The organism is Dyadobacter sp. SG02, from assembly GCF_900109045.1.
GTDB lineage: Bacteria > Bacteroidota > Bacteroidia > Cytophagales > Spirosomataceae > Dyadobacter.
On record NZ_FNYL01000013.1, the window covers coordinates 246,264 to 261,014 of the forward strand.

The 14,751-nt window shown below is 51.0% G+C and carries 10 protein-coding genes; 2 read left to right on the plus strand and 8 right to left on the minus strand.

Features of this window, described 5'->3' with window-relative positions; genetic code table 11:
* Nucleotides 1-69: 69 nt before the first annotated feature.
* Entirely contained in the window at nucleotides 70-1,059 is a 990-nt protein-coding gene (locus tag BMW93_RS26960) for a S41 family peptidase (RefSeq protein ID WP_090383752.1), read from the plus strand.
* A gap of 45 nt (nucleotides 1,060-1,104) precedes the next feature.
* Nucleotides 1,105-1,701 carry a Crp/Fnr family transcriptional regulator gene (locus tag BMW93_RS26965; RefSeq protein ID WP_090383753.1) on the plus strand — a complete coding sequence of 199 codons (597 nt, stop codon included), beginning with the start codon at nucleotides 1,105-1,107 and terminating at the stop codon, nucleotides 1,699-1,701.
* Between the two features lie 32 nt (nucleotides 1,702-1,733).
* Here BMW93_RS26965 and BMW93_RS26970 read toward each other — a convergent pair whose 3' ends face one another.
* From BMW93_RS26970 to BMW93_RS27010, 8 genes are all read right to left on the minus strand, one after another.
* Nucleotides 1,734-2,321, minus strand: coding sequence for a hypothetical protein (locus BMW93_RS26970; RefSeq protein WP_229240852.1), 588 nt, complete (start codon nucleotides 2,319-2,321; stop codon nucleotides 1,734-1,736).
* 234 nt (nucleotides 2,322-2,555) lie between these two features.
* Nucleotides 2,556-3,086, minus strand: coding sequence for a hypothetical protein (locus tag BMW93_RS26980; protein WP_090383758.1), 531 nt, complete (start codon nucleotides 3,084-3,086; stop codon nucleotides 2,556-2,558).
* A 115-nt stretch (nucleotides 3,087-3,201) separates the two neighbouring features.
* Nucleotides 3,202-4,065 (minus strand): alpha/beta fold hydrolase, encoded by an 864-nt coding sequence (locus BMW93_RS26985; RefSeq protein ID WP_177194210.1) that lies wholly within the window; start codon nucleotides 4,063-4,065, stop codon nucleotides 3,202-3,204.
* A 13-nt stretch (nucleotides 4,066-4,078) separates the two neighbouring features.
* Entirely contained in the window at nucleotides 4,079-5,752 is a 1,674-nt protein-coding gene (locus BMW93_RS26990) for a leucine-rich repeat domain-containing protein (RefSeq protein WP_090383763.1), read from the minus strand.
* Nucleotides 5,749-7,653, minus strand: coding sequence for an ATP-binding protein (locus tag BMW93_RS26995; protein ID WP_090383765.1), 1,905 nt, complete (start codon nucleotides 7,651-7,653; stop codon nucleotides 5,749-5,751). The genes BMW93_RS26990 and BMW93_RS26995 overlap by 4 nt, the downstream gene beginning before the upstream one ends.
* A 4-nt stretch (nucleotides 7,654-7,657) precedes the next feature.
* The gene (locus tag BMW93_RS27000) at nucleotides 7,658-9,502 is read right to left on the minus strand and encodes a CHAT domain-containing protein (RefSeq protein WP_090383767.1); all 1,845 of its coding nucleotides are present in this window, start codon (nucleotides 9,500-9,502) and stop codon (nucleotides 7,658-7,660) included.
* Nucleotides 9,503-9,664: 162 nt separating this feature from the next.
* Nucleotides 9,665-11,266: a RagB/SusD family nutrient uptake outer membrane protein gene (locus BMW93_RS27005; RefSeq protein WP_090383769.1), complete on the minus strand. Its 1,602-nt coding sequence runs from the start codon at nucleotides 11,264-11,266 to the stop codon at nucleotides 9,665-9,667.
* A 23-nt stretch (nucleotides 11,267-11,289) separates the two neighbouring features.
* Nucleotides 11,290-14,751 (minus strand): SusC/RagA family TonB-linked outer membrane protein, encoded by a 3,462-nt coding sequence (locus BMW93_RS27010; RefSeq protein ID WP_090383772.1) that lies wholly within the window; start codon nucleotides 14,749-14,751, stop codon nucleotides 11,290-11,292.

A 14,751-nucleotide genomic window follows, 5' to 3' on the forward strand; every position in this document is an offset into this window, starting at 1 on the left:
GCTAATCTGATACAATTTTGAGTGACGGATATACAGGAACTTTGCCTGTAAACCCAATCAACCAAAGATATGTCAGCCATTCAATCAGCTTGTTTTTATCTGAGCGCAATCTTGATTCTCTGTTTTCAAAATGCCTTTTCCCAGGAGCTGTCGCCGAAAGCAATCGATGCGGCGATCGGCGATATGGCCCGTAGTATCGATACCGCATACGTTTTTCCGGAAAAGGGGCAAAAAATAGCACAGCACCTCCGTGGGGAACACCAACGCGGCAGTTTTAATCATGTAAAAAACTGGCAGGACCTGGCCGCGGTGATTTCGAAGAGCTTGCAGGAATTCAGCCGTGATGGGCATTTGTATGTCAGGAACGACCCGAAAACGGTAAACGACCTGAAAAATCCATCGCAAAATCATCCTGATTCAACTCCGCAAAACGCAGGATATGACCCTTTTTTCGATGGCAAGGATGCTATCGAACGTAATTTCGGTTTTCGTGAAGTGCAAGTACTGGAAGGCAATGTCGGTTATATCAAAATCTCGGAAATCAATATCTCGGCCAAAAGCCTGCCGGTACTGTTTGCCGCGATGCGGTTGGTCGCCGGTACCAGGGCGCTGGTGATCGACCTGCGCAATAATGGGGGTGGGGGCAGTAATGTGGGCAGCGTGTTGGAAAGTTTTTTTCTGCCGCCCCGGACGGCCCTCCTGGAATTTAACACCAGAAACGGGAGCAGCCACACCGAAAAGACCGTCGACTGGCTCCTGGAACCAAAGTACGGGAAGCCGTTGTTCATTTTGGTCAATCCGGGTACGGCGTCGGCTGCGGAGGCATTTACGTTTGCATTGCAAAAACATCGTCGTGCCAAAGTGGTGGGGCAGAAATCGGCCGGTGGCGCGTTCATGAACTCATGGTACCCGGTCAACGAGCAGCTCTTTATCTCCGTTTCCACCGGCGCGCCTACATGGCCTGGTACGAGCGAAAGCTGGGAAGTGATTGGCATTCAGCCCGATTATCCGGTTGCCGAAGGGGCGGAGCTCGCCAAAGTGGCCGAATTGTTAAAGTGAGCGCGGCGGGGTCTTTTGTATTTAGTTAATCATTTTGGCCAGGTTATGACCGACAAAAACGAGATTATTGCCGCGTATCTGAAAAAGTTCGCTGGTTTGACAGACAAGGATATTGCTGAAAGTCAGCCATTCTGGAAACCGCGAACGATCAGGAAAGGCGATTTTTTTAATATGCAAAGTATGGTCTGCAACGACCTCGGTCTGGTGTTAAAGGGGATTTTCAGGATCTACTACCGCGACCCGCAGACCGATACGGACAAAAACCTTTTCTTTTTTTCGGAAAATCAATTTGTTGTATCATTCAGAAGCTTCATATCGCGCAATCCGTGCTGGTATTTCATCGAAGCCATGGAGGATTCGGAGATTGTTTTCATTTCCTACAAGGATCTCAACGGTCTGTACGAAACCAATCCGAACTGGGGGAGGTTCGGCAGGTTGCTGGCCGAACTGTTCTTCGCCTATGCGCAGACGCGTACGGAAGAATTCATGTTTTTCTCCAATGAGGAGCGTTACCTGAGGTTGCTGGAAGAGCATCCCAATATCGTGGAGCGCATTCCGGCGTACCACATTTCCTCCTATCTGGGCATTACCAACCCTTCGCTGAGCCGTATCAGGAAGCGCGTAAAAAGTAGTGGCGGTTAGCCTTTGAAACCCGGATAACCGCCAACGCCTCGTTATGCCGCGGCGATCCTATTGACAGTTTTGGACAATCGGAATGCCGAAACCAGGTAATAAAACGCCCCGAAAGCAGCATAACCGGCCAGACTGCTGATACCCATCGTAGGATCATGCGCCAGTGCGATAAACGAACCTCCGCCGATGATGGACTGGCCTCCGCTGATGATCATCGGCCACTGCCCGCCGAGCAATTGTCTGCGCCGTATCCCGAGGATGAGCTGGATCAACCCGGTAAGAATCGCCCAGATCCCGAAGACCACCAGCGTTTCGGGAATACCCCGCTGCAATGCAATGCCCACGGCAATGGCTGTAACAATGCTGATCACCACATTGACATACTGAGGTACTTTGGAAGCGCCGCCGCGATTGGCGCGGATGTCGATTAACGTGCCTACGACGTCCCAGGCCGGGTAAATTACCAGCAGGACGGTGGTAATGCCTGCCGATTTTTGGGCAAACAGCACGGTAAGGATTACCCAGCAAACCGAAAAGGCGGCGCGAACGAAATAGAGGTTGCGGAGTGATCTCGCGGTGGTAACCGCATGGCTGTCGGTTACTGCATTTGAAAACGATGGAGATGACATAAGGTTAGATTTTGTTTGGTTTTGTCACTCCAAAGTTGCGTGGACGTTTTCCGGAAAATTTTCACCAAAGTTAAAATCAGGAAAAATAATTTGCCCGGCATTAGGCAAGCTCATCGTTATCGGCGCGAATCAAAAAACAAATGCGCCAGTTTCCTTAATGAAAAACAGCACCGCAGGGAATTGCAAGTGCTGTTTTTTGTCCCGATTGGGATGGGTAGTTGAGGAAACTTTTTATTATGGTATCGAATAAAGGTGTTCTACATTACCGCGCAAATCCAAAAGAAAGCAGTGGACATTCAGGGTCACGGTGGTATCCTTATCTACTTTAAATTGATGGATTTCTTCTGCCAGCGCTATCGAGAATTTGACGTGACAGGCATGCTCGCCAACAGAAAGCGCTTCCTCGGTCAGGAAGTTTTGGTAAGCGCCACAGTCCTCGTGTTCAATGATATAGACATCCTTAATGTCATGCAGGGCAATCGCAATCCTCACGTGATCTTGCCACACTTCATTCCAGTTTTTGTAACTTTTTATTCCCGCTTTGAGTTTTTTGTGATCGATCAACTTTGTTAGCTTGGGATTTTCGGCCTGGGTCATCAACGACGTTCCGGCCAACGCAAAATGGTCGTAGCGGTTAGTAAGATTGTCGAAATGAAGGAATTCCAGCAAATTGTCCGTTAACCGCAGGTCAATGCAGCTGAGAACTAAAATGTTTTTCTTGGGCAGGTGATAAACGCCGCGCTCGGGATAGTTGAAGTAGGACATGGTTGACTGACAGGTTGGATTGGTAATGGTATGTTCGGATTGATCAAAACATATGATCAAATCAGACAAAGATCCAACCTGTAACTACTTCATATTGTTTGTAGTCAATTGCTTATTAAGCGGTAACAAAATCTCTTATCAACTGCAACACCTCATCAAAATGTGTGTCCAGCACATCGTGCCCCCCGTCTAAAATGTGGATTTGGGCGTCGGGCAAATCGCGGCGGTAACAGGGTACTTCTTCCACCGAAAAGAATATCTCGTATTTCCCCCAAATGACAAGGGCCGGCGGCTGGTATTTGCGGAAATATTCCTGGTATGCAGGGAACATTTCCAGGTGTGTTCTAAAATCGCAGTTTAATTCAAACTGCTTTTCAATATTGCCCGGCCTCTTTAAAAACTCCCAATCCAGCATCCACAATTCCGGGCTTACCCTGGTTAATACCTCTTCGGGAAGCCCTCCGAAATATTGGTTTTTAATGCCTTCCGCGCTCAGGAATTTGATTAATTCCCGCTTCTTTTCGGCGGTCGGATTGTACCAGTATTGAATATATTCATCCCATTCAGGGCCCATACCTTCACGATGTGCATTGCCGCTTTGAACGATAATTCCTGCAATTTTCCCGGGGTGGTTAATGCATAATTGAAGCCCGATCGGAGCACCGTAATCGTGGAGGTAAATAAAATACCGGTTGAGATGGATGGCTTCGGTGAATTGGTTTATCAGCTTCGATATATTCCCGAATGTATATGCAAAATGATCCGGTACGGGAAATTCGCTGAAACCAAAACCCGGATAGTCCGGGGCGACAAGATGATATTGGTCCGACATCGCGATCATCAGGTTTTTGAATGCGATCGACGAAGTCGGGAAGCCATGTAGCAGCAGCAGCGACGGATTGCTTTTGTCCCCGGCCTCGCGGTAGAAAACATCGATCCCGTCGATATTGATGGTCCTGTTGTGGATTTGCCTCGACATGTGCATTGGGTTTTTACTTCCCTTTGCTAAAAAAATTAAGCCTGCCGATCATTGCCTTGATTTTTGCGACGTCGGGGTGGACGGGCACTCCGGCCTTGCGGAAATCTTCGAAATCCTGCAACGCCGATTTACACGCGGCTTCGCTGACGAGGAACTCCCGATAGGTCATAACCGCTTCGTCGTATTCATTTTGCCAAAGCAATGCGTGCGCCAGGTTTAATTTAATAAAGGTTTGCGAAGGACTTGTTTCCAGCCCGAGCCTGCATATTCTTTCCGCTTCCTCATATTGGGCAAGGAACAACTTGTAAAACCCGAGGTTACCATAGCATTGCGCGAGACGGAACCGGATGATGGGATCGTTTGGCAGGGAATCATTGAATACCAACAGACTGTCCCGCAGACCTATCTGGTACCGGGCAAGAGAATCGTAACTGGGTTTGGCATTACCGGCTTGAATCCGCGTTAATTTAAAGCTCCGGTTCCACGCTAGGTCCGCCTTGCTCTCGTACAACATGGTTTTGATGCCGTTTTCAAATGGGACTTCGCGATGGTAGCCTTCCAGCAACGATGTCAGGTTTTGGTATAATTTTATCTTGTCGTCGATAGGCAAATTCGATCCGATCTTTATTTCGGCCAGGATCTTTTGAGGTTCTTCGTAATAATCTTTGTATAAAATGGTGCGATTCGGAAGCCAGGTTTTAATCTCTTCCAAATGCGCCCTGCTGATTTTGTTTCCCAGCAAATTCAGGTATTGAAGGTTTTTCAATTTCGCAATCCGGCTGGGAATGCTGTCTAGTTGATTGTTGGAAAGGTCCAGTTTAATGATATTGCTTTTTTCTAGGGAATCATTGGGAAACACCTCTTCTGATAACCCCAGTTTATTATTGGACAAGTCCAGGGTTAATAAGTGTGGTACTAAAAAAATGCCTCTTGGTATGGTGGTGATACCCGTGTTGGCAAGGCCCAATGTGGTCAGTTCCGGCAGGTCTTTTAACCCGGCAACCAGTCGTCTCAATAACGTTTGATTGACCCCTCTCGAATCTTCTACAAAGAGTATTTTTAGTTGCTTCGCATCGAAAATAGCAAACCTTTCCTTGCGGGTCCGGATCGATGTAATGCATGCGGTGATGGAAGTGTCGGTCAGGAAATTGACATTTCTGGTCAGCTTGAATTCCGCTCTCGTCGTATCCAGTAGAAATTCCGGGCCATTATCCTGTTTTTTTACAATGGCATATCCGTATTTCTGTCCGAAAGGAATTGCGGAACTGTATTTATAATCGATCAGTACCTGGCCGTCGTTATTGACAAACCCGTAGCGCCCACTGTTAAATGCCAAAGCAAACCTGCCATTGTAAAAATAGAATGCCTTGATCAGGTTTTGATTTTTTTCGGCCAATACCCGGGCCGATTCATATGCCTTTACAATTTCTACTTTTTGCGAATCGATTTTGGAATTCACGTTTCTAAGTACCGATTGAAAACTGCCGGAAAGATCATCGCAAACCAGCAAACCGGCTTCGCAATAATCGCGTGCCTGGGTAAGCTCATTTTTTTCGAGCGATTTTTTGGCAGACACCAGCAGGTTTTCACAGGAACGATCGGGTTCCGGGGCCGCAATTTTTTTTGCTTTCTGGCCGTGGGCATAAGTTCCCACGAGCAAAATCCATAACACGCAGATTTTTTTCATGGTTGAACGGATTTAATTTGTGCTTCCAATGACTTTAAACTTTCCAGCAATTCGGGATCGTCCGGAAACTTGCCGAGGCCTTTTTTGAGGATCGACATTTCGAGGTCATACTGCTGAATGTTGCGCATCCGGTTCGCGGCAGAAATGTATTTTTTTACTTCAATGCTATCCCGTTGTTTTTCGGCGGCCACTCTTTTGCCCAGTTCGGCCTGGCTTTTGGTGAGTGCGGCTTCGGCCCGGTTCTTTTGGACTTTGGTATTCTTGTTGCTCGCGGCAAGGGCGGTTAATGCAGTATTTTTATCCTGCAATGCCAGCCTGGCCCTTTGTTCCGACTTTGTAGCACTGTCGGCCAGGGCAATGGCTTTCTGTTCGCTTCGCTCCGCCTTCTCTTGGAGCGCTTTGGATTTGAATTTTTCGTTTTCAGCAATTTCCCTTTGCGATTCCGCATTCTTGTAGAAAAACCAGGCCATCAGGCTCGACATCATCGCCACGAATGCGATGATGTATGCGATTGTCCGTGCTCTTTCCGTATTCGAAAGCGCCTCCGTCAGCTTCTGGTTTTGTTCCTCCTTATCGATCGCCTCCTTCTGTACCTTGCTGAGCTTTTCCTGGTGGTATTTGTTGCTCGTTTCCTGGTACTCTTTCCAATGGCTTTCGTAATTGGGGATCTTTTCGAGGCGCGCACAGTAAACGTTTGCTTTCGCGATGTCGGTCTCTGTCAGCAGCCGGGTTTCGGGTTTGTTTTCAGCAATCCAGCGCTCGTAATCGCTTTGAAACGATCTCACAAAAGCCTTGAATTCCCTGCTTTCCACCGATCTCAGTTCGCTGATTTGTTTGGCCACCACATCATGTACCGGCTCGTAGCGGCTCACGTCGTCTTCGTCGGCGCGGAGCAAATTCAGGTTTGAAAAATAGGTGAGCGCTTTTTTGATATCCTGTTCGCCGGTTTCGAGGCTTACCATCAGCTCATCCACCTTTCGCGATTGTTTGGTTCCTTCATCGGTGGCAAATTCGTCCAGCAGGCGCGACGCGAAATCGTCCGGCAGACGCATGGTCACGAACTCCTCCCGCGCTTTTTCCAGCATGGATTCGATAAAGGTCTTCAACACATTACCCAACCTTCCGACCGCGTTAATGCCATGCTCGGTGAAGGTAATCCCGGGAGACTTCTGCGTCTTGCATTCCTGCACGTACAGGTAATGCAGGTAGATTTGCAGGTAGGGCAAATGCGCCGCCTGCGTGCCCTCTTTCACTTGCATCAGTATTTTCCGGGCTGTTTCCGGTCCTTCTTCCAGCTCGACGTCCGCAGATTTACTCATATCCACAATGACCGAACGGGTCGTATCGTCTTTCATGGGTTCTACCCGAAAGCGCTTGTCGAACAGAAGCGGCACAAACTGCTCATATTCATACAAATGCCCGATGTATTCTTCCCGTATCGAAAGGATCAGCTTGCAGGGGATCGGCAGTACGAGCAGTTGCTGAATGTCCTTGAAAAACGCTACCCGTTCTTCGTGGTCGCCCAGTGTGAAAATCTCTTCGAACTGGTCGAACACGATGTAAACCGGAATCCAGCGGTTTTCATAAACATCGGTGATGGCCGTGGCGAGGCTGGAAATTTCAGTTACCTGCAAGAGGCGTTTTAACTCCTGCCGAAAAGCGTCGTTAATATTGTCTTTCCTGCGGACCGAAACTCTCGACCAGTCGGTCAGCTTGAAGACTTTGGGCAGGCCGGCATTGATAATGCTCGTTTTACCCGTTCCCGAGGCGCCGTAGAATAGTACCAGGCGGGTTTGTTGCAACAGGTTGTAAAGCGCGAAAATTTCCGGGTCTCTCCCGAAAAAAATATCCTTGTCCGAGGAGCTGTACGGCTCGAAAAGTTTGAATGGGCTATCTGCCATGGGTTTACGAGGCGATAAAAAAAGTCTTGAATTTGCTCAGGTAGGTATTGAGCTCCCCCGCATTGGTGAGCAGGTGGTTTTGTCGGTAAGTTTCGGCTACCACATCGTCGATATGCGCGAGGTCGGAACCGGAAGGGTCCTCGTCATTGAAGCGCCATATTTTCTGCGGGTTTTTCAAAGACATAAAATAGAAGCACGGATTCCCGACTTTCCGAATGGAGAGGTTGGTGATCATTTCATCGCTGAAAAAGCCGAGGAAAAGGTACAGGTCGATCTCTGTCGCCGCCTGCTTGATGAACACATTCCGGTCCAGCAGGAAGGGGAAAAGATTGATCGAAGGTGTCGAAGGGTCGTAGTCATATTTGGAAAAGCATAAAATCGACTTGTTTTCCATCGGACTGGGGTTCATCATAAAATTGCTTCCGGCATCTTCGGATACCGCCACCAACTGGGACACGCTGCTCGCAAAATACTTGTCCACGTGCCGGAAATTGATCGTATCCACGTCTCGTACCGATGTCAGGATGTTTTCAACCACAAAGGAGAAGTAGGGTAGGCCGCCTATAATGTGCTCCTGGGACGCGTAGCATCGCTCCACGGCTTCTTCCTGGCTGAGCCTGATGTGACTCCAGAAGTAGTTTTTGTTGACGTCGAAGAATGCGCAGGCTTTCCCGAATGCACCACTGGTAAGGTAATCCCTGACATTTTCGATTTTCGGTATGATGTTGTCAATGCCCGCCGTATTCAGTATTTCAATCCCTTTCTGGATCACGACGGCGTAGTCGGCCAGGGAGTGATTAAGCCTGTTATTCGTCAGAAAGTCCCTTATCGGTTTGAATGTCTCCTGCAAAGACAGGTCGATAGCTGTTTTGTTTTGCCAGATCTGGCTCAGCAGCAAAATCGTACTCAGGTTGAGTTGTGTTTCAAAAAAGAGGGCGTAATCGTATAGCAGCTGCCGGTGATATTCGCTCAGGTCGCCATCGTCCTGCGGGATTCCATTGATTTGTTGAAGCCTTATGCCCAGTGGGTAAGGCAGTATTTCGAGCAGGCTTCTCACCATGATCTTGTCGGCAGGCTCCCCCTGCAACTCGATCGTCGCAATCGTGTTTTTATATTTGGTACTAATGGGACTGGTCTGGTTTTTCAGCGCTACCAGCATTTTGGAGAGCAGCCTCGTGTGCCTGACCCCGTTTTGCGGCGTTTGCCCGGCAGCGGGAAGGGTGATCGGCAGCTTGTACTCCGCGGAATCGGCCAGTGCGTAGAGCCCCCATTCGAGTTCTTCCGGTTCCTGACCCGTGGGCGCAAGCCCGATACCTCGGTTGACAACCAGCGAGAGGTCCGTTTTCAGCAACCGGGCGTCCTTTTGAATCTCGTCAAATGCCGCGTTGACCGTCCGGCCAAGCGAGAGGTAATTGTAAAACTGGTTGGCGAGCCATGAAGCTTTGGTATCCTCCACCGGTCGTGAAGTGGCGATCACATAAGGCACCCCGGCGTCGTGGAAAAACCGGACCTGCCCTTTCGACGAGCAGCCGTTCAGAAATGCCAGTTTTACCGTTCTGACCGATTTGAGTTTATCGGCGAAGGCCGCCGCGTCGGCCGCATTGTCGCCGAAAAGTAGCACTGAATCATTGGCATGGCCTGAAAAATGGATGATCTCGACCAGGCGGCCGGGAATATTCAATTCCTTGATGATATCGGAAATGCTGGTCTGGGGAATCAGGGAAACTTCGTATTCGCGCCGTTCGACCGCATTGAGCAGCTGCTGGATCCCTTTGCATTCCTTATCGAGCTCGCCGAGGTACGTCTGGCCTTGATTGTTCGCGTAGAAAATAAGTACAGTTGGTTTCATATTTCGGGCATGTTAGTGCCGTGGGGTGCCGTAGTTGTATTAATTTAAGAAAAAAATATCTGCCGGTCGATTTTGTTTATTTAACGGTAAGATTGCAAGCCCATTAAAAAGCCCTTCCCCGATCGGGAGAAGGGCTTTTTGTAACAATAAACGGAGTACTTCCTAATTCTGCACCGCCAGCGGATTGTACAAAATCTCTTCCTCCGGAATTTGCAGGGTCATATTCGCCACCGGGTAAGTGACCTTGGCCAGGTGGTTGGCGGAGCCGTTGCGGTCGACGGGGATATTCCACCGTTTGTTATTATAGAACTCGCGTCCGCCTTCGCCCCACATTTCGATCCGGGTTTGCAGGTACACCATCTGCAGGGCGGTTAGCCCGGCCATGGCCGGATAGGTATCGCAGGTCAGCGCCGGCGAGCCGGATTTGGTACGGGCGGCCAAAAGGATGTTCAGGGTTGTTTTGGCAGCTGCTTCATTCGCGAGCTGTGCCTGTGCTTCCGCTTTCATGAGCAACACTTCGGAGGTCCGCATGTAGTAGCAGGTTACATTACCGACTTCTATTTTGTTGGTGCTCCCGATCCCGTGCGTCGCGGCGAACTTGGTATTGGTGTATTTGGGAATGAATGCCACCGTATTGTTGCCCGGATAGGTGTAATCGCCAAAGTCCGTCGCCATGAAACAGGCTTTGCGATAGTCTGCGGCAGCCATTTTTTCATACAGCCGGTTATCGATCCGCTTGTAAGCGCGCGTCACGCCGCCGCTGCCTACGCCGAATGGATTGGTGTACGCATTATGGTACGTTTTCGCCTGGCCGACGGGGAACCCAAGAATGGCCTCCGGATTGGATGCATTGTTGAGAAAACCATTGCTTTCAGGTAGATACACGGGGTCTTTCGCCGTTCCGGTATTTTTGCCGCCGTATTGTGCTTCGCTCATCAGGGTGGGGTATTTGGCCAGGATTTCGTCGCTGGCGGTGAGGGCGGTATTCCAGTCGCCGGTCCATATGGATACCCTTGCGAGCAGGAAGTTGACCACGGCCAGATCGATATCCGTCACATCCGCGGTGTACCCGGTACCGGCGTCTGTGAGGAGCTTTTTGGCGGCATTCAGATCGGCTTTGATGAAAGCGTATGTCTCCTGCGCACTTGCCCGCGCCTTACCGGGCTGTGTGGGCGAGAACGAATCGTAGAGCATCAGGCCGAGCTTGTCCTTGCCGGTCAGCATGAAAGCGTCCTGATAGTTTTCCATCAGATAATTGTAGCCATAAGCACGAACGGCGAGGCCGCGTGCTTTGCAATCCATCAGGAAGGTGTTAGTGCCTACGGTCTCGTCGGTCAGGAAATTGAGCATTTTATTGGCCTGACTAATGCAGTTCCAGGCATAGTACCAGTAAACCAGGTTTTTGTTGGCCGTACTGGAAATGAAGTTGTCGAGCCCATACTCGGGTGCGCCCACGAGCGCGGAGAGACCTGCCACGTCGCCCAGCACCATGTCGTTGCCTTCCAGGTTGCGCATGATGTCGAGGCCCTGGTTGCTGTAATACATATCCGCCGAACCCACGCCATTGATCCCCGCAAAATTGAAAAGCAACGGCATATTGTTCGCCATGCTGCCCATCACCAGCTTGATGGACTCGGCATTGCCCGATAGCAGCAGTTCGCGGATTTGCTCGTCGGTAATGTTGTTTGGCGGCGTAATATCCAGTTTGTCGGAACACGAGCTGAACAGGAAGGTCGCCAGAAGGATGAAAATGTATTTTTTCATGTCGATATGCCTTTTAAATATCCTCAGAAAGTTAGATTAAGACCCAAAGAAACCGTGCTCATGTAGGGGTAGGAGTAGCCTCCCACTTCCAGGCCGCCCACGAGCGACATCCGGGGATCGAATCCGGAATGGCCGGTGAGCATCGCCACATTATCCGCCGATGCAAAGATGCGGCAGTTGCTCGCTTTGAATCTGGACAGCACAGACGCGGGCAGATTGTATCCGAGCGACAGGTTCTTCACATTCAGGTAAGAGGCATTGAACAGCGCGAGATCCGAATACATCCAGCTTCCGATGGTGGCGCCGTTGGTGTAATAAGTGCTTCCGTAAAACGCCATCGGGAATTTGGCATCGGTATTTTCGGGTGTCCAGGTGTTGCCCACTAACTCCTTGGAAAGTGCGCTGCCTATATTGCCGTTCACGTAAAGCGCATTGGCATATTCCACGCTCAGGTACTTGCCCCCGATCTGGTAAGCGAGGATTGCGGAGAAGTCAAATTGCCTGAAACGGAACGTAGTATTGAAACCTCCGATCCATTTGGGCAGCGCGCTGCCCATTTCATACCGGCTGGCGAGCGAGTAGTCTGTCGTTTTCACGTCGGAACCGATCGGCGTGTCCGTGAACTTGTCGCCGGCGTGATCGGCCTGGGTTACGCGGTGGTGGAACAGCGGCAGGCCGGTATTGGCGTCCACACCACCATATTTGAAGAAGTACATATTGTAAAAATCTTTGCCCACGCCGCGCAAATAGGCAGTTTCGCCGGTCGATCCGCCTCCGTTGGCAGCCCAGCCATCTATGCCGGCCGTCCAGTTGCCGTTCAGCTGGGCCGACCCTACGCCCGGGGGAACTTTGGTGAGTACGGTCGTGTAATGCGTTCCATTGACGCCGACCGTCCAGTTAATGTCCTTCGTCCGGATGATATCTACATTAATATCCACCTCGATCCCCCTGTTGCGCAGGCCCGCGGAGTTCTTGGTGAGGGTGGTTTGGCCCATCGAATAGGGGATCGGCTGATTGTATACCGAGTTGACCGTGTGCTTGTTATACCAGTCGAACGACCCGTGCACCCTTTTAAATAATGTAAAATCAATACCGGCGTCCAGCGTGTGGGTATTCTCCCAGGTGAGGCCATCATTGACGAACGCGCCCTGGGTGAGGGTGTAGCCCGCGGGGATACCAGACCCGGAAGTGCTCGAAGTATAAGTAGCGCCGTAGCTCCACAACTGGTACCCCGAGTAGTTGCCGATCCCGCTCTGGTTACCGATAACGCCGTAGCTGGAACGGATTTTCAGGTCGTTCAGCCACGAATTCGTGCCTTTCATGAACTCCTCGGTCGATAACCGCCAGCCGCCGCCCACCGACCAGAAGGTACCCCAGCGGTCTTTGGCATATTTGAATTTCGAAGAACCGTCGCGGCGAACGGAGGCTTCCAGGTAATAGCGGTCGTTGTAGATGTAGCTCGCGCGGCCGAAGAAGCTTTCCATGGCCGTCTTGATCTCGTTTCCTCCCGGCGCCGCGAAAGTCCCGCCGGTGTAGCGGCCCACGAAGTTCGCGTAAGCCGGAAACCCGTCGATCAGCCCGTATGCGGAGTTGTAGTTCAGGTTTTCGAGGTTGTATTGATAGTATTCATGTCCGGCCATGGCTGTCAGCTCGTGGCGGCCATAGTTGTGTGCCCAGTTCAGGAGCTGCTGCGCATCCAGTATCCCTACATTCTGGTAGGTTTTACCAAATGCACCCACACCCACATACGGTCCTGTGCCGCTGTTGCCGTACCGCGTGCGGGTCTCCGAAAAGCGGTCATAGGAAATGTTGGTGGTCAGGCTGAAATCTTTCAGGAGTTTGAATGTCGCGTAGCCTTTCAGGTTCAGGTCGTTGGAAACGCGTTTGTCGATATCGTCGTCCAGCAATTTGATCAGGTTGGCTTCGGAGGTCGGGATTTTTGTGGGGCCGAGTGGCGAATAGGTATCGCCCAGCTTCACATGCACCATGTCGGTGCCGTCGGCATTCTTCTTGATGTTGCCGTCCTTATCCCGCGCAAAGAGCGAGATGAGCGGACTCTGACCGTTGATCCAGCGGAATACGTTGGCCGTCGCCGAACCTGCATTCCTGCCGAAGCGCGTCGCGGGCGACTGCGTGGTACGGTTGGTATACCCGATATTAGCCCCGATTTTGACCCAGCTGAATAGCTGCGCATTCACATTCGAACGCACATTATACCGGCCGAACTTCGATCCCCGGATGTAGGAGGGATCTTCCAGGTAACTCACGGAAGTAAAGTAATCGACCTTTTCGGTACCGCCGCTGGCGGTGAGGTTGTATTCCTGCCGGAGTTTGCTTTCGAGAAAATAATTGTCGTAGCTGCCTGCGTCGTAAAGTTTCCGGGCGTTCGGATTGAGTTTTCCATCGGTATTCACCAGGTAAGCCCCCGACATCGTTGCGCTGGCCTGCGTACCGGTGCCTGTGGGCGTGTAAACGGCGCCTGGTACGTCGTACAGCATCCAGTTACCCAACAGGTTGGCGGAAAAATTGGTTGTGGAGCCCGTATAGTCGAACAAATGCGCGCTGGCAAACTCGGCCGCCTGCTCGTGCGACATATTCGGGTTTTTAAGATTGGTCGTCGAAGTACCGTTGGTGGAAGGCCCGCCTGCCACACCATACCGCACGGAATTGTAGACAGCCTGCCAGGCGTATTCGTAAATGTCTTTGGCGTCAGTCATTTTATCGAATTTGAGGGCGCCGGCATAGTTCACGCCCCAGCGCCCTTCAAACGAAATGCGCGTTTTTCCGGTAACTCCTCTTTTGGTAGTTACGAGCACGACGCCATTCGCGCCCCGCGATCCGTAAACGGCTGTTGAAGCGGCGTCTTTCAATACGCTGATGCTCGCAATGTCTTTCGGGCTGATGGATGATAATGCATTCTCATGCTCGGCCGGCACCCCGTCGATGACGATCAGGGCGTTGGAGCTGTTCTGGCTCGTAGACCCCGCGCCGCGCACCCTGATCCCCATGTCCAGGCCGGGCTGGCCGTCCACCGACGAAACCTGCAACCCCGGTACCACGCCTTCCAGCGCCCGGGTGACCGTCGAATTGGATTGCACGGCAATCGTCCTGGAATCGATGGCCGTTACCGCGCCGGTGAGGTCTTTCTTTTTGGCCGTACCGTAAGCGATCACGACCACCTCGTTCAGCTGTTTATCGTCGGGCGCCATGGTGATATTCAGCACCGTTTTGGCCCCGACAGGCACTTCCTGCGTGGCAAAGCCCACAAAAGAGAATACCAGCACGGTACCCTGTGCACCGGCTACCGAAAAGTTGCCGTTCTGGTCGGTGGTAGTGCCGGTGGTAGTACCTTTCACGACCACGCTTACGCCGGGTAATTCATTGCCATTGGTGTCTGCTACTTTACCTGAAATCTGCGTTTGCGCATAGGCCCCGATTCCCATGAGCATGCACCACAGAAGAAGCAGCGATATTTTTTTCTTCAT